The following is an 18321-nucleotide window of genomic DNA, read 5'->3' as shown; positions in this document are numbered from 1 at the left end:
AGCGGAGCCGGTGTACGGTCTGCGCCGATGGTCGACTCCACGATGCGCATCCTCATCTGCGACGACGAGTCGGCGCTCCGCGAAGCCCTGCGTGAGTCCTTCGAGCGGGAGGGACACCAGGTCGTCGCGGTCGCCGACGGCCGGGCGGCGCTGGACCAGGCGACGACCGGCGCGTTCGACGTCCTGCTGCTCGACATCTCGCTCGGACCGGGAAGCCCGGACGGCTACGAGGTCTGCCGCGAGCTGCGACGCCGGCGGAACGTCCTGGCGATCATCATGCTGACCGCCCGTGACGGCGAGGTCGACGCCGTGCTCGGCCTCGAGGCCGGCGCCGACGACTACGTCGTCAAGCCGTTCCGCCCCGCCGAGCTGCGCAGCCGCATGCGGGCGGTGCTCCGCCGCGGCGGGTCCCAGGCCCTCGGCGGCGAAGTCCTGCAGGCCGGGGACATCGTCCTCGACATCCGCCGCCGTGAGGTGCGACGGGCCGGCCAGGAGGTCGCCCTCACCTTCTCCGAGTTCGAGGTCCTGCGCGCGATGATGCTCTCGCCGGGCACCCTGTTCAACCGCCAGGAGCTGCTGCGCGCGATCTGGGGCGACAGTGCGTACCGCGATCCGCGCGGGATCGACGTCCACATCCGCCACCTGCGCGAGAAGCTCGAGGACGCCCCCGAGGACCCGCAGCTCATCCTCACCGTGCGCGGGGCCGGCTACCGGATCCGCGAGCGGTAGCCCGGTGCTGCGCGGCCTCCGCGGCCGGCTCGTCGGCGCGCTCGTCCTGGGGAGCGCCGTCACCCTCGCCGTCGCCGCGGTGCTCCTCCTCTCGCCGCTCGAGTCGCGCCTGCTCCAGGACGGCACCGACACCCTCGTGGCCGCGGTCGGAGCCCAGCGCGCGACGCTCGAGCAGCTCCCGCTCTCCGACGTGCGTGGCGGCGGCGCGGCGCTGCTCCCCGCCGCCCGCGAGCTGCGCCGGCAGACGGGCGCGGAGATCACGATCCTCACCCTCCGCGGGAAGGTCGTGGCCGCGACGGACCCGGACGACAGCGCCGAGCGACGCGTCCCGCCGGCCGCGCTGCGGACGAGGAGCACGACAGGCACCGTCGTGGGGTCGGGCCCGACCGTCATGGCCCGGGTGCTGCTCCCCGTGCACATCGGCGGCATGCGCCTCGTCGTCGTCGCGGAGCGCCGGCTCAACGACGTCCGTGACGCCGCCTCGGTGGTCAAGCGGGCCTTCCTGAAGGCGGCGGTCATCAGCCTCGCCATCGCGCTCCTGCTCGGCCTCCTGCTCGCGGGACGCCTCGTCCGGCGCCTCCGCGCCCTGCGTGACACCGCCCTGCGCGTCGCCGAGCTCGGCCCCGTCGTGGAGATGCGCGCCGACACGACGCGGGACGAGGTCGGCGACCTCACGCGCGCGCTCGCGACGATGCAGGACCATCTCCGGGAGGAGGAGCAGGCCCGGCGCTCGTTCGTCGCCACCGCTTCCCACGAGCTGCGCACGCCGCTCTCGTCGCTGCGCCTCATGCTCGACCTCCTGCGCGACGACCTCCACAGCGACGCGCCCGACCTCGCCGACGCGCGGCGCCAGGCCTGCGGGGCCGAGGCCCAGGCCGAGCGGCTCGGCCGGCTCGCGAGCGACCTGCTCGACCTCAGCCGGGTGGACGCCGGCATCCCCGTCCGCCGCGAGCCGGTGAACGTCGGCGAGGTGGCGCGCTCGGTCGTCGCCGAGTTCGCGCTGCGCGCGGGCGAGGCGGACAGGGCACTCGCGCTCGACGCCCCCGACCAGGTGTGGGCGTCCGGAGACCCGGGGGCGGTCGCACAGGTCATCCGGATCCTCGTCGACAACGCCTTCTCACACGGTCCCGAGCGCGGCGGCGAGATCGCGGTCGCCGTCGCGTCGCGCGGCGACGGCGCGGTCGAGGTGACCGTCGCCGACGACGGTCCCGGCATCGCCCCGGAGGACCGCGAGCGCGTCTTCCTCCGCTTCGAGCGGGCGTCGCACGCGACGCCCGGGTTCGGGCTCGGCCTCGCCATCGGCCGGGAGCTCGCACACCGCATGGACGGGGACCTCACGCTCGCGCCCGCCGACGGGCGGACCGTCTTCCGCCTGACCGTCCCGGCCGCCCCGACGCCCTGATCGATCAGGCCGCACACGGGATCGTTACGTGGCGCTCACGTTCGACGACGAGCCTGGATCCGGTGACCGGTGAGCAGGAGCGTGACCCCCGTGCCGCGACACCGCCCGGCCACGACGCCGCGTGCGAGCAGTGCGGAGGCCGCGATCATGCCGCCTCCCGCCCGCCGCGTGTCCGTGCCCGTCCGACCCTTGCGGGCGCCTGGCTGTGCGACGCGTGCTACGCCGCCGAGGGCCCTCGGCTCGCCGACGCCGCGGACCACCCCGGAGCCGGCGCCTAGCGCCGACCGGACGGACGGCGGCGCCGTCCTCCTCGTCGACGGCCGCCGGCGCGGACGTCGGCGAGCGGCGCGGTGACATGTCCGCCCGGCGCGGTCGACGCCGCGGTCGGCCGCCCGCGTTAGGACGACGTTGGGATCGTGCTGGCATCCGCCTAGGATGCCGCCCCGAGCGTCGAACGAGCCCCGCGGGCGGGCATGCTGCACGGATGTCCGTCTCGCCGATGGCCACGGGGAGCGTCGCCGCGCTGCTCGCGTGCGGCGTGGCCGGCTGCGGCTCCGGCGGCGCCGCCCACGCCCCCGTCGGCCCGCTCGCGACCGTCCCGGCCCCGCACGTCGCCGCGGCTGCAGCCCGCGGGTGCGGCGGGGCCGTCGTCCGCGAGGAGGCCGACGTCGCGCGGCGCGTGTACCGCCAGGCGGTCCGCGGGGCCGGCGTCGTCGACGCCGTCCGCCGGCTGCAGCACTCGACGGCGCTCGCCGGCGCGGTGGCGTCGGGCGGCCGTGCGGCGATCGCCGCGGCCTTCCTCCCGATCCGCCACCAGATCGTCCGGATCCAGATCTACCGCGGCGGGCGCAAGATCTACGCCTACGGCACGCCGCCGACCTTCGCCCCCGTCGGCGGCCGGCTCCTCGGGCCCGGCGGCGCGGAGGTCGGCCGGTTCGTCCTCGCGGCCACCGACCAGCGCGCCTACGCGGGCTTCGTCCGGCGGCTCACCGGCGCGACGGTGCGCTTCCGCCCGGCGGCCGCCGGCACCCGGACCGACGCCGCCCCCTTCTCGGCGACGCTCGCCACGAGCACCTACCCGGCCGCGCGCCCGCTCGTCATCGACCTGCGCTTCGCGAGGCCCCCGGCCGCGCTCTGCGCGCCGACCGCCGCCGCCACGCGCATGCGCACCGTGACCGCCGTGGCCGCGCGCATCCTGCGGGCGGAGGGGAGCAGCCGTGCCGTGGCCCAGACCCTCCACCACATCGCCCGCGACCCGGCCTTCCGCCGGGCGACCGCCGCGGACGACGTCGCCGCGATCCGCGCGGCGATCATCGACGACTTCTTCCGCGACCACAGCCTCCACGTCGTCCGCGTGCGCGTGCTCCGCGGCCCCCGGCTCATCTACGACCTGGGCGGCGACTTCGTCCTGCAGCCGGTCCACGGCACCGTCCGCAGCCCCGACGGCCGCAGCCGCGCGACGTTCCTCGTCGCGGTCCAGGACGACACCGGCTACATCAAGCTCGTCCACCGCTTCACGGGCGCGGACGTCCAGCTGCGGTCCCCGCTCGGCCGGGTGCCGGGCAGCAACCTCCCGCCGGGGCTCGTCCACGTCCCGCCGTCCGGCGTCGTCCACCGACACGGCAGCACCTACCTCACGGCGAGGCTCACGGGGACGGCCTTCCCGTCCGGCGCCCTGCACGTCCTGCTGCTCCTGCGGCAACCGAGGACGGCCCGGCGGTGACGGGTCGGCTCGCGGCCGCGCGTCGGCCGGCCCCCACCCTCGCGATGGCCGGCCGCGGGGTGGCGTACGCCTACGTCCCGGCCCTCGCCGTCGTGGCCGCGGTCCGCGGCTTCACGGGCCTCGACCTCGCCCACCGGTGGGCGAGCAGCCCACGGCTCGTCGCCGAGGGACGGGTGTGGACCCTGCTGAGCAGCGCGCTCGTCCTCGACCGCGTGCAGGCGCTCCAGCTCGTGGCCGTGGCCATCCTCACCGCGATCCTCATCCACCGGCACGGACCGGGGGCGTGGTGGACGGCGCTGCTGCTCGGCCACGTCGGCTCGACGCTCGTGGCGTACGCCGGCACCGGCGTCCTGTGGGAGGTCGGCGGCGCCTTCCGTCACGCGGAGGTCAACGCCGACTTCGGCATCTCCTGCGTGTGGATGACCATCGTCGGGCTGCTCGTGTGCGACGGCGCGCTCACGCTGTCGCGATCGCGGCGCAGCTGGACGGTCGCCTTCGCCGCGACCGTCCTCGCGCTCGCGGTCACGGTCGACGCGGCCTCGACGATCTCCGAGGTCGAGCACGCCCTGGCCGCGATCGCCGGCTTCGGGACGGTCGTCTGGAAGCGGCGCCCGGTCACTCGCATGAGGCTCGCTCCGGCGGCGGGTCCCGCCGCGCAGCCGGCGACCGCCTGACGGCCCCCGGGGCGGGCCGGGCCGCGGCGCCCCGGGGGCGACCCCGGCCTCACCCCCGCCGGCGCGGGCCCCGGACGAGCTCGGCGGCGATCCCGTCCAGCGACAGGCGACGGGTCTTCTTCTCGGCGCCGGCGGGCTGCGCCTCGCCGATCGGGACGCGGTGGGCGGCGGGGCGCGCGAGGCGCGGGACGATGAGGGAGAGCACCCCCTTGTCGAGCGCCGCGGTGATCGCGTCGACGTCGGCGTCGGCCGGGAGGCGCAGCGTCCGCTCGAACGTGCCCGCCGGCCGCTCGCGGTGGGCACGACCGGACCCCTCGCCGGGCCAGGCGGGCCGGCGGCTGCCGCGGACGGTCAGGAAGCCCTCGTGGACCTCGACCGCCAGGTCGCCGGGGTCGACGCCGGGCACGTCGAACGCGGCGACGATGTCCCGCTCGCCGATCGCGACGTCCGCGGCCGGCACGTACCGCCCGCCCGCTGCCCCGCGCCCGCCGGCCGGGGTGTCCCAAGATGTCAACGCCATGTCGAAACCTCCTCGAAGACTGATGGACAACTCGTGGCGGCAGTGTGCGAAACGCGTCAGCGGTTGTCAAGATCTTCCATGCCGCGACTGAGATTTCCTCTTGTGTCCTGGCGCGCGGGACCTCCCGCGTGTGGCGCCATCTCGCCCGGGGTACATCCTGGCCCGTGCCGTCAGCGAACCCGCCCCAGGCGCCGGACGCCGCCGCCGTCCAGCACGCGTTCGCGAGTTTCCTGAGGCGGACCCACCTCAGCTCCCCCTCGGCGATCGCCCGGATCGTCGCCGAGGAGTCCGCCACCCTCGGGGGCGAGCACGTGCAGGTCTGCCTCGTCGACCACGAGCAGGAGATGCTCATCACGGTGCCCGAGCACGAGGGTGCCGAGTCCGTCGAGCACTCGATCGACGGCACGCTCGCAGGCCGGTGCTTCGCCGCCACGACGATCGTGCACGGGCAGCCGGACGCAGATGGTTGCGTGCGCCTGTGGGTCCCGCTGCTCGACGGCACCGAGCGCCTCGGCGTCCTCGGCATGACCGTGCGCGCCGCCTGGCTCGACGACGAGCTCATCACCTCGTGGGAGCGCTTCGCGCACCTCGTGGCGGTGACCATCGTCGCCAAGCGCGCCTACGGCGACGTCTTCGCCCGGGTCCGGCGCCGCGCGCCGATGACGATCGCCTCGGAGCTGCTCTGGAGCCTCGCGCCGCCGCTCGTGTTCGCGACGGACGACCTCGCCCTCGCAGGTCTGCTCGAGCCCGCCTACGACAACGGCGGGGACGCGCTCGACTACGCGGTGAACGGCCGTACGCTCCACGCCGGCGTGTTCGACGCGATGGGCCACGGTCTCCCCGCCGCGGGCGTCGCCGCGTTCGCCGTCTCGGCCTACCGGCACAGCCGCCGCGCCGGCCTGGACCTCGAGGCCACGTACGAGGCGATGGACGCCGCCGTCGGCGAGCAGTACCCGGACCGGCGCTTCGTCACGGCCGTCATCACCGAGCTCGACCTCGACGCGGGGCACCTGCGGTGGATCTGCGCCGGGCATCCGCCGCCGGTCATCATCCGCGACCGCCATCCCGTGCTCCCGGCGACCACCCCCGTACCGCCGCTCGGCACCCGCCTGCAGCACCGGCCGCCGGCGGTCGCCACCGCGGCCCTCGAGCCGGGCGACCTCGTCCTGCTCCACACCGACGGCCTCACCGAGGCCCAGAACCCGGCGGGCGAGCGCTTCAGCCCGGAGCGGGTCGTCCGCTTCATCATCCGCGAGGCCGCCGCGGGACGGACCGCGCCCGAGACGCTGCGGCGCATGCGGCACGCGCTCCTGCACCGCGAGCAGGCCGAGCTGCGCGACGACGCCACGGCGCTGCTGCTCGAGTGGCGCAGCGGCGGCGAGCTGCGGATCCTCCCGCCGACGGTCGCCGGCTGAGCGAGGCGCCCGGGGGGCGGCGGCGCGGCGTCAGTGCGCGACGGGCGCGAACGGCAGCGTATCGCGCAGGCCGGTGACCGCGAAGACCCGCTCGACGGCCGGGCTCCCGGGGACGATCGTGAGCTGTCTGCCGGCCGCGCCGGCGAGCTCGTGCAGCTCGAGGACGACCCCGAGCCCGGTCGAGTCGATGAACGTGCACCCGGAGAGGTCGAGGACGATCCGCGGGCACCCGGCGTCGACGGCGTCCTGCACGGCCGCCGAGAACACCGGCTCGTGGCTGAGGTCGAGCTGGCCCTCGACGATCACCCGGGCCTCGCCCGGGGACTCGTCGCAGCGCACGACGGGCGGCTCGGGGCGCGGCGTGACGGGCTCGGCGGGCACACGACGGTACATACCGTCAGACGCGCTTCCCAAACCACGGGCGGTCGCCACCACGACACGGCGCCCGTGGCCCGCCGCCTCACGCAGGCGGGTCGTACGTCACCCACACGCGGGTGATCCCGTCGTGGTCGACCCCCCAGTCCGTGCTGAGGGCCGCGACGATCTTCAGTCCCCGCCCGCCCTGCCGGCGAGCAGCGGCGGCGGACTTCAGCCGGAACCGGCCCCCGTCGTCGCAGACCACGATCCGGCAGCCGCCGCGTGCGGCGCGTCCGACCTCCACGACGATCCTCGCGTCGTCCACCAGACCGGCGTGGAGGACGCTGTTCGTCACGAGCTCGGAGACGAGGATCCCGACGTCCTCGGCGGCCCGGCCGTCGAGCCCGAGCGTCGCGACGGCCCAGCGGCGGGCGACGCCGACGGAGTCGGCCACCGGCGGGAACTCCTCGCGCGCCATCGGCTTCGCCATACCGGACGGTTGCCCGGCGGCAGCCCGCTCGATCAGGGCCGGTGTCCATACCCACCATGGAGAGGCCGGCGCCGCCGCCGGTCCGGTCCCCGGTCGCGCGGCCGGCCGGAGGCTCAGGGCCGGCACGGGCGCTACCTCCCGGCCTCGCCCGTGACCCCGCCCTCCGCCCGCGCGTAGGCGAGCTGCAGGACGTCGGCCGCGAACACCGCGCACAGGACCGAGCACACGAGCCGGGTCAGCCGCGGGGCGACGAGCAGCGCCGCCGTGAGCGCGGAGGCGATCCACGGCCCCAGGCAGTACGGGCAGACGAGCAGCTCGCCGATGGCCCGCGGGACGCCGCGGCGCCGCGCGGCCTCCTCGACCTCCCCGGGCCCCGCGTCGTGCTGGACGCGCGTGAACGGCGCCCGGACCGCGGAGGTCACGCGGTCCTTCGCGATGATCCGCGCCGCCTTGTGGGTCGCGACGGCCACGAGCGCCAGATCCCGCCCGGCGACGGTGTCCGGGAGCCGGCGCCCGGACCGCCGGTACCAGAGCGCGAAGGCCGTGTTGGCCGCCGAGAACACCGCCGTGAGCACGAGGTACCCACCGAGAGCACGCTCCTGGCCCGGCGAGTGACCGCGGTATCCGGGCCGGTCCTGGAGCGGGACGACATCGCGGGGGGTCAGGAGATGGAGGGGCATCCCCGGAGTTCTTCCCGGCGCACCGCCGCGCAACCGTCGCGGCCGGCGACCCGGTGCCGCTCCGGCCCGGGGTTCGTGGTTGGCGACGTCGGTCCCGGGCACCCCTCCGCCCATGGCCTCGCTCTACGACCACGGCTACGCGCGGCTGGCCGCGGCCGTGCCGGAGGTCCGCCCCGCGGACCCGGCGTTCAACGCCGAGCGGACGCTCGCCCTCGCGCGGCGGGCGTCGGACGACGGCGCCGCGGTCGTCGTCTTCCCCGAGCTCGGCATCAGCGGCTACGCGATCGACGATCTCCTGCACCAGCGCGCACTGCAGGAGGCCGTGCTGCTCGCGCTCGCCGACATCGTCCAGGCGAGCGCCGAGCTCGTCCCCCTGCTGCTCGTCGGCGCGCCGCTGCGCACCGAGCAGGGCCTCTTCAACGCCGCCGTCGCCGTCCACCGAGGGCACGTGCTCGGCGTCGTGCCCAAGAGCTTCCTGCCCGAGTACCGGGAGTACTACGAGAAGCGCCAGTTCCGGGCCGCGCGCGACCGGGTCCGCGACGAGCTGACGCTCCTGGGCTCGCGCGTGCCGTTCGGGCCCGACCTCCTCTTCACCGCCGACGGGCTGCCGGAGCTCATCGTCCACGCCGAGATCTGCGAGGACCTCTGGTCGCCCGTGCCGCCGAGCTCCCTCGCCGCCCTCGCCGGCGCCACGGTGCTCGCGAACCTCTCGGCGAGCAACATCACGATCGGCAAGGCCGACCACCGCCGCCTGCTGTGCCGGTCGCAGTCCTCGCGGGCCGTGGCCGCGCACGTCTTCGCCGCGGCCGGGGACGGCGAGTCGACGACCGACCTCGCGTGGGACGGGCAGGCCCTCGTCTGCGAGCACGGCGCCGTCCTCGCCGAGGGCGAGCGCTTCGCGACCGAGGAGCAGCTCGTCGTCGCCGACGTCGACCTCGAGGCGCTCGTCGCCGAGCGGGCCCGGATCAGCAGCATCGGCGACGCGATCCACGACCACCGCGCGCAGCTCGCCACGATGCGCCGGGTCCCGTTCGCGTTCGCCCCGCCCGCCGGCGGGCCGGTCCTCCGGCGCACGGTCGAGCGCTTCCCCTACGTCCCGGCGGACGCACGCCGGCGGGCCGAGCGCTGCGAGGAGGTCTACAACATCCAGGTCCGCGGCCTCCAGACGCGGCTGCGCGCGACGAGCCTCGACAAGCTCGTGATCGGCGTCTCCGGCGGCCTGGACTCGACGCACGCGCTCATCGTCGCCGCCCGCGCGATGGACCGGCTCGGGCTGCCCCGCGCGAACGTCCTCGCCTACACGATGCCGGGCTTCGCGACGAGCGGCCACACGCTGCACAGCGCCCACCGCCTCATGGAGGCCCTCGGCGTGAGCGCGACCGAGATCGACATCCGCCCGTCCGCGGAGCAGATGCTCCGCGACATCGGCCACCCCGCCGCGGACGGCGAGCCGGCCTACGACGTCACCTACGAGAACGTCCAGGCGGGCGAGCGGACGTCGCACCTCTTCCGCCTCGCGAACCTCCACGGCGGGCTCGTCGTCGGCACGGGCGACCTCTCCGAGCTCGCCCTCGGCTGGGCGACGTACGGCGTCGGCGACCACATGTCCCACTACGCCGTGAACGCCTCCGTCCCCAAGACGCTCATCCAGTTCCTCCTGCGCTGGGCGATCGACTCCGGCCAGTTCGGCGAGGACGCCGGCGCCGTCCTGCAGACGGTCCTCGACACCGAGATCTCCCCCGAGCTCGTCCCGACCCAGGACGACAAGCCCGTGGCGGCGAGCGAGAGCGTCGTCGGGCCGTACGAGCTCGCGGACTTCTTCCTCTTCCACACCCTCCGTCACGGGATGGCGCCGAGCCGCGTGCTGTACCTCGCCGAGCACGCGTGGCGGGACCGCGACGCCGGCGTGTGGCCCGACCTCATCCCGGACGAGCGCCGGACCGCCTACACGCGGGAGGAGCTCGAGCGCTGGCTCGGCGTGTTCCTCGACCGCTTCTTCCGCACGAGCCAGTTCAAGCGGTCGGCGATCCCGAACGCGCCGAAGGTCGGGTCGGGCGGCTCGCTCTCCCCGCGCGGGGACTGGCGCGCGCCGAGCGACGGCACGGCGCGGGCGTGGCTCGACGAGCTGCGGAGCACCGCCCCGTGAGCACTGCCCTGATCGTCATCGACATGCTCAACCGCTACGAGCACGAGGACGCGGAGCCGCTCATGCGCTCCGCCCGCGCGGTCGTGCCGAACATCCGCGAGCTGCTGCGCGCCGCGCACGCGGCCGAGGTCCCCGTCGTGTACGTCAACGACAACCACGGCGACTGGGCGGCCGGCCGCGCCGAGCTGACGGCGTGGGCGCGCGAGGGTTCCGGCCCGGAGCTCGTCGACCCGATCGCGCCGGGGGAGGAGACGCCGCTGCTCGTCAAGGCGCGGCACTCCGCGTTCTACGAGACGCAGCTCGAGTACCTCATGCACGAGCGGAAGGCCCGGCGCCTGATCCTCACCGGCCAGGTCACCGAGCAGTGCGTGCTCTACACGGCCCTCGACGCGTACGTCCGCCACTTCGACGTCGTCGTGCCGCGCGACGCCGTCGCCCACATCCACGAGGACCTCGCCGACGCCGCCCTGCGGATGATGGAGCGCAACATGCGGGCCACCGTCACGACGACGGCCGGCCTGTGTGACGAGCTCGGCTGACCGCCGGCGTCGACGAGGGACGGCGCCTCGCCCACACCGCCTGACGTTTGGCGCGTTCCCCGGTGCGCGCCGGATATGGTCGCTCGGACGCGTCCCACCGCACCCCGGAGAGCCGACGAATGAGCGACACGCTCGACACCCCCCGCGACCCCCTCCACCTCGACCTTCAGCTGGAGCCGGGAGCCGACGGACGTGAGGCCCCGACGATCGTCGTGCGCGGCGAGCTCGACCTCGGCGGGGCCGAGCGGATGCGCGCCGCGGCGGACGCCGCTCTCGCCGCGACCGCCGCCGGCCCGATCGGGCTCGACCTGGCCGACCTCACCTTCATCGACTCGGTCGGCCTCTGGGAGCTGCTGCGGCTGCACCGGCGCGCCGGCGAGCAGGGGCGCGAGGTGCACGTCGTCGCGTGCTCCACCCTCGTCCGCCGCATGATCATCCTCGCCGGCCTGGAGACCGTCCTGCGCCTCCCCTGCGAGCCGACCGCCGGCTAGCGGCTAGCGGCTAGCGGCTAGCCGATCGCCGCCTCCGGCGCGGAGGCGGTGCCCATCGGGGCAGGCGCCGGGCCCGACCCCGCCCGGACCCGCGTGACGGTGACCGCTCCGGCCTTGAACAGCGGCTGCTTGGACACCGCGTCCCAGTCGGTCCGGACGAGCTCGTTCGCCGCCCGCTCATGGCCGCGGCCCGGCGCGTCCCAGTAGCCGTAGTGGAACGGGACGAAGACGGCCCCCTCCCGCACACCGCTGATGCGGGCCGGCGCCTCGACGGTGCCGCGGCGGCTCGTCACGCGGACGACGTCCCCCTCGGCGATCCCGCGCGCCGCGGCGTCCGCGGGCGAGAGCTCGACCCAGACGTCGGGGGCCGCGGCCTGCAGCTCGGGGACGCGCCCGGTCTTCGTGCGGGTGTGGAAGTGGTAGACCGTCCGGCCGGTGATGAGCAGGAGCGGATGGTCCGGGGTGGCCGGCTCGCGCGGGGGGACGTGCGTGGCGGCGCGGAGCATCGCGCGTCCCTCGGGGTTGCGGGCCCGGTAGCCCTCGGCGCCGACGGGCTCGCCGGTGACGAGGTCCTTCGTGTAGGTCTCGCAGGCGTCGGGGTGCGCCCACGGGAACCGCCCGTCCGCGTAGAGCCGGTCGCCGCCCCACTGCACGCCGCTCGCGCCGCGCAGGTCCTCGTAGGAGATCGCCGTATAGTCGCACGGCCGGCCCGCCGAGCACCGCTGCCAGGCGCGGTAGGCCTCCTCGGGCTCCCGCCACGTGACGAGCGGCCGGCCGTCGCGGTCCTTGAGGCCCATCCGGCCCGCGAAGTCGACGAAGATCTCGAGGTCGCTGCGCGCCTCGCCCGGCGGGTCGACCGCCTGCTCGGAGAGGTGGGCCGTGCGGTCGGCGTTCGTGAAGATTCCGGTCTTCTCCCCCCACGTCGCCGCGGGCAGCACGACGTCCGCGAGCGCGGTCGTCTCGGTCGGGAAGATGTCCTGCGCCACGACGAAGAGCCGTTCCTGGCCGAGGATCGCGCGGATGCGCGCGAGCTCGGGGAGGGAGACCGCGGGGTTCGTCGCCGAGATCCACAGGAAGCGGATCGACCCCTCCTCGCAGCGGCGGAAGATCTCCATCGCGTCGGTCGGCGGGCCGTCGTGCGGGATGACGGACGGGTCGACGTTCCAGACCTCCGCGAGCTCCTGCACGTGGTCGAGGTTCGCCCAGTTGCGGAAGCCGGGCAGGTCACCGTTGGCCCCCGTCTCGCGCGTGTTCTGCGCGCTCGGCTGCCCGTTCATCTGCAGCAGTCCCGCCCCCGGCCGGCCGAGCATCCCGCGCAGCAGGTGCACGTTGTTGATCTGGCACGCGGTCGCGGTGGCCTGGGGCGCCTGGTAGACGCCCTGCAGGACGGTCGACATGAGCGCCTCGCAGGTGCCGAGGAGCTCGGCCGCCGCCTCGACCTCCGCGACGGTGAGCCCGCAGGCGGACGCCGTCCGCTCCGGCGTCCACGGCGCGACCGCCGCCTCGAGGTCGGCCCCGCCGACGGTGTGCGCGTCGACGTAGGCCCGGTCGACCCAGCCACGGGCGATGAGGAGGTGCTGCAGGCCGAGCAGCAGCGGGAGGTTCGTCCCCGGGCGCAGGGCGAGGTGGACGTCCGCCACCCGCGCGGGCACGGTGCGGCGCGGGTCGACGACGAGCAGGCGCGGGCGGTCCGGCCCGAGCAGCCGGTCCCGCATCCGCATCCAGAGCACGGGCTGCGTCTCGGCGACGTTGTGCCCCCACAGCGCCAGCGCGTCGCAGTGGTGGACGTCCTCGTAGCTGCCGGGTTGCCCGTCAGAGCCGAAGGACTCCTTCAGCGCCTCGCCCGCGGTCGCCGTGCACAGGCGCGTGTTGCCGTCCAGGTGGGGCGTGCCGATGCCGGCCCGCGCGATCGTGGCGAGCGTCCAGTACTCCTCGGCGAAAAGCTGCCCCGACGTGTAGAAGCCGATCGACGTCGGCCCGTACTCGGCCAGGAGCGTGCGGCAGCGGTCGGCGACGGCGCCCATCGCCTCCTGCCACGAGGCCGGCCGCCCGGCCACCGTCGGGGTCAGCAGGCGATCGGGCGAGGCGTTCGCCTGCCAGCCGAACAGGTCCTTCGGGCCCAGGCGGCCCCGGTTGACGCGGTCCTCCGTGCGGCCGCGGACGCCCACGATCCGGCCGTCGATCGTCGCGATGTCCATCGCGTCCCCGTCGGAGTGCAGCAGCGACGCCGTCTGCGTCCAGGCCTGCACGTCCTCCTCCCCGACCCCGTCGGCGAGCTGGACGTCCCGGCGCGGCGGCCACGGGGCGCCGCGCGGGGTCGGTGAGGCGGTGCCCCAAGGGTCGTCGATCCGGCCAGGGGCGGTCATATCGTGATGCGATACCCACCAGGGCCGCCCGTGACGCACGCCGCGCCGGATCCGGCGCGGATGCGCGCGGCCGTCGCCGGGTATGCGCCCCGGCCATGCTCCTCCGACCCACCCCCGCCGCCACATGACGCCGGCCGTCCGCGCGGCGGTCGCCGCCGTCGTCCTCGCCCTGCTCGGCGCCGCCTACGTGGGCTCGTACCTCGCCGCACAGGCCGACCCGGCACCGCACCACGTCGCGGTCCGGGTGAGCGGCTCGCCCGCCCGGACCCGGGCGGCGCTGCTCGCGCTGCGTCGCACGACACCTGGCGCGTTCGACGCGGTCGCCGCCCCGAGCGGGGCGGCCGCCCGGGCGGCGGTGCTCGGCGGGGAGGCGTCCGGCGCACTCCTCCTGCGGACCCCGCCCGTGCTCCTCGTCGCGCCGGCCCGCGGCGCGAGCACGGCCCGGGCGCTCGGGCGCCGGCTGCCGAAGGCCGCCGGCGTCAAGGGGGTCGTCCGCGTCGCGGTGCTGCGGCCCCTCCCCCGCCGCGACCCGCAGGGCTCGGCCCTCGGGCTGACGCTGCTGCCGCTCGCCGTCATCGGGGTGCTCATCACGCTCGTCCTCGCCGCCCTGGCCCCGGACCTCACCGTGCGGGCGCGCGTCGTGGTCGTCGGCGGCTTCGCGCTGCTGAGCGGGACGGCGGCGGGCCTCGTCGCGACGGTCGGCCTCGACGTCCTCCCCACCCCGCCCGTCACGACGTGCCTCGTCCTCGCCGCGCTCGTCGCCGCGATCGCGCTGCCCACCCTCACGGTCATCGCCGCCATCGGCCCGATCGGCGTGCTGGCGGGCTTCGTCACCTTCCTCGTCGTCGGGAACGTCGCCGCCGGCGCCACCGTCGACACCGCGCTCATGCCCCAGCCGTGGCGTGCCGTCGGCCCGCTCTTGCCCCCGGGCGCGGCGACCGACCTGCTGCGCGGGCTGGCGCCGCACGACCCGACCGGTACCGGGCGCCCGCTGCTCGTGCTCGGCGCCTTCGTCGCCGCGGGCCTCGCCGGGACGCTGGCGCTCGGCGACCGGCGACCGGCGCCGCAGGGCGACCCGGAGGGGCCGACGAGCGACATGGGGCCGAGCGGCGAGCTCACCTGAGCAGGCGGCCGGGCGCGGGCAGCAGGTGCGCTTGCGCACCCCGGCGCGGATGAGGTCCATGACGCCGTCGCCGACGAGCTCGCTGTGGATGCCGAGGTCGCGGTGTCCGGCGAGCGCGGCGCAGACCGCGTCCGGGACGCTGCCCACGCCGAGCTGGATCGTCGCGCCGTCGGGGATGCGCTCGACGACGGCGGCCGCGATCGCGTGGTCGCGGGCGTCGGACGCGCGGTGCTCCGGTTCCGCGAGCGGGCGGTCGACCGCGTACCAGCCCACGCAGTCCGCCAGGCGGATGCGGTGCGCGCCGGCCGTCCGCGGCATCTGCGCGTTCACCTCGACGAAGAACGGCACCCGCCCGATGAGCGCGGCGCTGTAGTCGGCCTGGGTGCCGAGCGTGCACCACCCGGCGGCGTCGGGCGGGCTCGCGGCGACCAGCGCGAGGGACGGTGCGACGTGCTCGAGCAGGAGCCGCGGCAGCGCCGAGAAGTCGGTCGGGACGAACGCGCACTCACCCGCGTGGTACGCGTCGCGCGTGGCGGCGGTGAGGAAGTAGGTGACGTGCCGCAGGTGGTCACCGCAGCGGCCGTCGATGTGCGACCGCGGGCGCAGGGCGTGCATCTGGTGCAGGCGGACGCCGTCGAGGAGGAGGTGCTCACGCTCGAGGGCGTCGACCGCGGCCGACGCCTCCCCGTTGGCCATGCCGAGCACGAGGTCCGCACCGGGCCCGACGAGGTCGAGGACGTCGTCGGGACTCCCGCCGCCGCGTCCGTTGGGCCGAACCGAGAGCACGCCCTGAGCCTCGCGTCCCGCGGCGAGGCCGTCACGCGGCCCGCCGGTGTACCGCGGCGCCCGATCGGGCACAACCGCGGGGTGCCCCCCACCGCCGAGACCCCGCCCGCGCCCGCCGCACGCCACCGCGTGGTGATCATCGGCTGCGGCTTCGCCGGCCTGTTCGCGACCCGCCGCCTGCGCCGCGCCGACGTCGACGTGACGATCATCGACCGCACGACCCATCACCTCTTCCAGCCGCTGCTCTACCAGGTGGCGACGGGCATCCTCTCGGAGGGCGAGATCGCGCCCGCGACCCGGGAGGTCCTCCGGCGCCAGCGCAACGCGCGTGTCGTCCTCGGCGACGTCACCGACATCGACCTCGCCGCCCGCACCGTCACCTCGGCCGGCGGCGGCCGCCGCCGGGTCACCCCGTACGACAGCCTCATCCTCGCCGCCGGCGCGGTGACGAGCTACTTCGGCAACGACCGCTTCGCCGAGCACGCCCCCGGCCTGAAGAGCATCGACGACGCGCTGCACGTCCGCAGCCGCATCTTCACCGCCTTCGAGATGGCCGAGCTCGAGGAGGACGAGGCCGCCCGGCGCGAGTGGCTCACCTTCGTCGTCGTCGGCGGTGGCCCGACCGGCGTGGAGATGGCGGGCCAGATCGCCGAGCTCAGCCACCGCGCGCTGCGCGAGAACTTCCGCCGCATCGACCCGTCGAGCGCGCGCGTGCTGCTCGTCGACGCCGCCCCCCGCATCCTGAACGGCTTCCACGAGCGCCTTGCGGCGAAGGCGGCCGCGCAGCTGGAGCGCCTCGGCGTGCAGCTGCGCCTCGGCCCGCTCGTGAAGGCCGTCGACGCGCACGGCCTCGACGTGGAGACCGACGGCGCGCGCGAGCGGATCGACGCCCGGACCGTCGTGTGGGCGGCCGGGGTCAGCGGGTCGCCGCTCGGCGCGCAGGTCGCGGCGCAGGTGCCGGGCCTCGAGCTCGCCCGCGGCGGCCGCGTGCCGGTCCAGCCCGACTGCACGCTCCCCGGCCATCCGGAGGTCTTCGTCGTCGGCGACCTCATGGCCCTCGACGGCCTCCCGGGCGTCGCCGAGGTCGGGATGCAGTCCGGCATCCACGCCGCGCGCCAGATCCGGCGCGCCGTCGACGGGGAGGCGGAGGTCAGCCGCCCGTTCCGCTACCACGACCTCGGCACGATGGCGTCGATCTCGCGCCACTTCGCGATCGTGGAGCTCGGCCCGATCCGGATCGCGGGCCGCCTCGGCTGGCTCATGTGGCTCGTCGTCCACCTCACGTTCCTCACCGGCTTCAAGAACCGCGTCAGCGCGCTCTTCCACTGGATCGTGAGCTTCCTCGGCCGCGCGCGGGCCGAGCGGACGTTCACCGTCGCGGACGCAGAGCCCGCGGCCGGTGACGAGGAGGATGTCGCGCGCGACCGGGAGTGGGCGGCATGACCCGCGCCGCCGCCGCTGCCGCCGTCGCGAGCGAGTCCGACACGGCGACCGCCGCGACCGCCGACGTCCTGGTCATCTTCGGCCTCACCGGCGACCTCGCGCGGAAGATGACGTTCCGCGCGCTCTACCGCCTCGAGCGCCGCGGCCTGCTCGACTGCCCGATCATCGGCGTCGCCGCCGAGGACTGGAACATCGAGCACCTGCGCGAGCACGCGCGCGCCTGCATCACCGCCGCGGGCGAGCAGCTCGAGCCGCGGTCTTCGACCGGCTCGCCGGCCGGCTGCAGTACGTCGCGGGCGACTTCGCCGACGCCGCCACCTTCGCCCGGGTGAAGGACGCGGTCGGGGACGCCGCGGCGCCGGTCTTCTACCTCGAGATCCCGCCGGGGCTCTTCGCGCCGGTCGTCGCCGGCCTCGCCGCCGCCGACCTGCTCCCGCCCGCCGCGCGGGTCCTCGTCGAGAAGCCCTTCGGGCACGACCTCGCCTCCGCCCGCCGGCTCGCGTCGAGCCTGCACGAGCACCTCGACGAGGCGCAGCTCTACCGGATCGACCACTTCCTCGGGAAGATGGGCCTTGACGAGATCCTGTACCTGCGCTTCGCGAACGAGCTCTTCGAGCCGCTGTGGAACCGGCGGCACATCGACCACGTCCAGCTCACGCTCGCCGAGAGCTTCGGCGTCCAGGACCGCGGCCACTTCTACGACCCCGTCGGCGCGCTGCGCGACGTCGTCGTCAACCACCTGCTCCAGATCCTGGCGATCGCCACGATGGAGGCGCCCGCCGCCCGCGACCCGGCCACGATCAAGGACGCCAAGCGCGCGGTCCTGCGGGCGATCCCCGCCGTCGATCCGGCGGCCTGCGTTCGCGGGCAGTACGAGGGCTACCGCGACATCGACGGGGTCCGGTCGCGGTCCACGACCGAGACGTACGTCGCCCTGCGCCTGGCCATCGAGAACGGCCGCTGGGCGGGGGTCCCCGTGTTCATCCGGGCCGGCAAGCGCCTGCACGCCACGCAGACCGAGCTGCGCATCGTGTTCCGTGCGGTCCCGCCGCCGACCTTCCTGCCCGCCGGGAACCGGCCGCCGCAACCGAACCACCTCGTCGTCCGGATCGACCCGGACACCGGCATCCGCCTCACCGTCGACGCCCGCCGCGCCGACGCCCGCGCGCCGGAGCCCATCGACCTCGGCATGGCCTTCGCCGACGCCGGCGGCGAGGGCCCGACCGCGTACGAGACGCTCTTCCACGACGCGCTGCGGGGCGACAGCTCGCACTTCACCCGTCAGGACATCGTCGAGGAGACGTGGCGGATCGTCGCCCCGCTCCTCGACCGGCCGCCGCGCGCGGAGCCCTACGCCCCCGGGTCATGGGGGCCCGCCGCGGCGGACGCGTTGACGGCCGCGCACGGCGGCTGGGACGCGCCGGGCAGCTGACGCGC

At 75.6% G+C, this 18321-nt stretch carries 16 protein-coding genes and 2 pseudogenes; 12 read left to right on the top strand and 6 right to left on the bottom strand.

All coding sequences use genetic code 11. The features are described from left to right. Window positions 1-27: 27 nt before the first annotated feature. The 4 genes from NBH00_RS07915 to NBH00_RS07900 all read left to right on the top strand — a co-directional run bounded on the left by NBH00_RS07915 (window position 28) and on the right by NBH00_RS07900 (window position 4528). Window positions 28-729 (top strand): response regulator, encoded by a 702-nt coding sequence (locus NBH00_RS07915; RefSeq protein ID WP_254572798.1) that lies wholly within the window; start codon window positions 28-30, stop codon window positions 727-729. Window positions 730-733: 4 nt separating this feature from the next. After that, window positions 734-2131 (top strand): sensor histidine kinase, encoded by a 1398-nt coding sequence (locus tag NBH00_RS07910; RefSeq protein WP_254572797.1) that lies wholly within the window; start codon window positions 734-736, stop codon window positions 2129-2131. Between the two features lie 484 nt (window positions 2132-2615). After that, complete coding sequence (locus NBH00_RS07905) at window positions 2616-3854, top strand: hypothetical protein (RefSeq protein WP_254572796.1); 1239 nt, start codon at window positions 2616-2618, stop codon at window positions 3852-3854. A gap of 44 nt (window positions 3855-3898) precedes the next feature. After that, window positions 3899-4528, top strand: a complete 630-nt coding sequence (locus NBH00_RS07900) for a hypothetical protein (protein WP_254572795.1) — start codon at window positions 3899-3901, stop codon at window positions 4526-4528. Between the two features lie 49 nt (window positions 4529-4577). Here the strand turns inward: NBH00_RS07900 and NBH00_RS07895 are convergent, their stop codons facing one another. Continuing rightward, window positions 4578-5048 carry an Hsp20/alpha crystallin family protein gene (locus NBH00_RS07895; protein WP_254572794.1) on the bottom strand — a complete coding sequence of 157 codons (471 nt, stop codon included), beginning with the start codon at window positions 5046-5048 and terminating at the stop codon, window positions 4578-4580. 164 nt (window positions 5049-5212) lie between these two features. Here NBH00_RS07895 and NBH00_RS07890 point away from each other — a divergent pair, with 164 nt between their 5' ends. Continuing rightward, window positions 5213-6463, top strand: a complete 1251-nt coding sequence (locus tag NBH00_RS07890) for a PP2C family protein-serine/threonine phosphatase (protein ID WP_254572793.1) — start codon at window positions 5213-5215, stop codon at window positions 6461-6463. Between the two features lie 30 nt (window positions 6464-6493). Here NBH00_RS07890 and NBH00_RS07885 read toward each other — a convergent pair whose 3' ends face one another. The 3 genes from NBH00_RS07885 to NBH00_RS07875 form a co-directional block, all read right to left on the bottom strand. After that, window positions 6494-6844 carry an STAS domain-containing protein gene (locus NBH00_RS07885; RefSeq protein WP_254572792.1) on the bottom strand — a complete coding sequence of 117 codons (351 nt, stop codon included), beginning with the start codon at window positions 6842-6844 and terminating at the stop codon, window positions 6494-6496. A 79-nt stretch (window positions 6845-6923) separates the two neighbouring features. Continuing rightward, window positions 6924-7298, bottom strand: a complete 375-nt coding sequence (locus NBH00_RS07880) for an ATP-binding protein (RefSeq protein ID WP_254572791.1) — start codon at window positions 7296-7298, stop codon at window positions 6924-6926. Between the two features lie 143 nt (window positions 7299-7441). Further along, window positions 7442-7990 carry a DUF1360 domain-containing protein gene (locus tag NBH00_RS07875; RefSeq protein WP_254572790.1) on the bottom strand — a complete coding sequence of 183 codons (549 nt, stop codon included), beginning with the start codon at window positions 7988-7990 and terminating at the stop codon, window positions 7442-7444. A gap of 112 nt (window positions 7991-8102) precedes the next feature. On the opposite strand from NBH00_RS07875, the gene NBH00_RS07870 reads away from it, so the two are divergent. The 3 genes from NBH00_RS07870 to NBH00_RS07860 all read left to right on the top strand — a co-directional run bounded on the left by NBH00_RS07870 (window position 8103) and on the right by NBH00_RS07860 (window position 11166). After that, window positions 8103-10136, top strand: a complete 2034-nt coding sequence (locus NBH00_RS07870; RefSeq protein ID WP_254572789.1) for an NAD(+) synthase — start codon at window positions 8103-8105, stop codon at window positions 10134-10136. Next, complete coding sequence (locus NBH00_RS07865; protein WP_254572788.1) at window positions 10133-10675, top strand: cysteine hydrolase family protein; 543 nt, start codon at window positions 10133-10135, stop codon at window positions 10673-10675. The genes NBH00_RS07870 and NBH00_RS07865 overlap by 4 nt, the downstream gene beginning before the upstream one ends. Before the next feature lie 119 nt (window positions 10676-10794). Further along, window positions 10795-11166, top strand: a complete 372-nt coding sequence (locus tag NBH00_RS07860) for an STAS domain-containing protein (RefSeq protein WP_254572787.1) — start codon at window positions 10795-10797, stop codon at window positions 11164-11166. Between the two features lie 17 nt (window positions 11167-11183). Here the strand turns inward: NBH00_RS07860 and NBH00_RS07855 are convergent, their stop codons facing one another. After that, window positions 11184-13532: a molybdopterin oxidoreductase family protein gene (locus tag NBH00_RS07855; RefSeq protein WP_254572786.1), complete on the bottom strand. Its 2349-nt coding sequence runs from the start codon at window positions 13530-13532 to the stop codon at window positions 11184-11186. 124 nt (window positions 13533-13656) lie between these two features. On the opposite strand from NBH00_RS07855, the gene NBH00_RS07850 reads away from it, so the two are divergent. Both NBH00_RS07850 and NBH00_RS07845 read left to right on the top strand, forming a co-directional pair. Then, window positions 13657-14655: a hypothetical protein gene (locus tag NBH00_RS07850; RefSeq protein WP_254572785.1), complete on the top strand. Its 999-nt coding sequence runs from the start codon at window positions 13657-13659 to the stop codon at window positions 14653-14655. Window positions 14656-14713: 58 nt separating this feature from the next. After that, window positions 14714-15028, top strand: coding sequence for a hypothetical protein (locus NBH00_RS07845; protein ID WP_254572784.1), 315 nt, complete (start codon window positions 14714-14716; stop codon window positions 15026-15028). Here the strand turns inward: NBH00_RS07845 and NBH00_RS25730 are convergent. Continuing rightward, a pseudogene (locus tag NBH00_RS25730) lies at window positions 15004-15351 on the bottom strand (propionyl-CoA--succinate CoA transferase); the annotation flags it as partial. The gene NBH00_RS07845 and the pseudogene NBH00_RS25730 sit on opposite strands and share 25 nt — an antisense overlap. Window positions 15352-15522: 171 nt before the next feature. On the opposite strand from NBH00_RS25730, the gene NBH00_RS07840 reads away from it, so the two are divergent. Together NBH00_RS07840 and zwf are read left to right on the top strand one after the other, a co-directional pair. After that, window positions 15523-16884 (top strand): NAD(P)/FAD-dependent oxidoreductase, encoded by a 1362-nt coding sequence (locus NBH00_RS07840; protein WP_367401307.1) that lies wholly within the window; start codon window positions 15523-15525, stop codon window positions 16882-16884. Further along, window positions 16881-18316: pseudogene (gene zwf / locus NBH00_RS07835) on the top strand (glucose-6-phosphate dehydrogenase). Before NBH00_RS07840 ends, zwf begins: the two are co-directional and overlap by 4 nt. The last annotated feature ends 5 nt before the right edge of the window (window positions 18317-18321 follow it).

The organism is Paraconexibacter antarcticus, assembly GCF_024220175.1.
GTDB lineage: Bacteria > Actinomycetota > Thermoleophilia > Solirubrobacterales > Solirubrobacteraceae > Paraconexibacter > Paraconexibacter antarcticus.
Note: the sequence above shows the minus strand (reverse complement) of the source record. Positions and strands in the feature narration are given on the sequence as shown.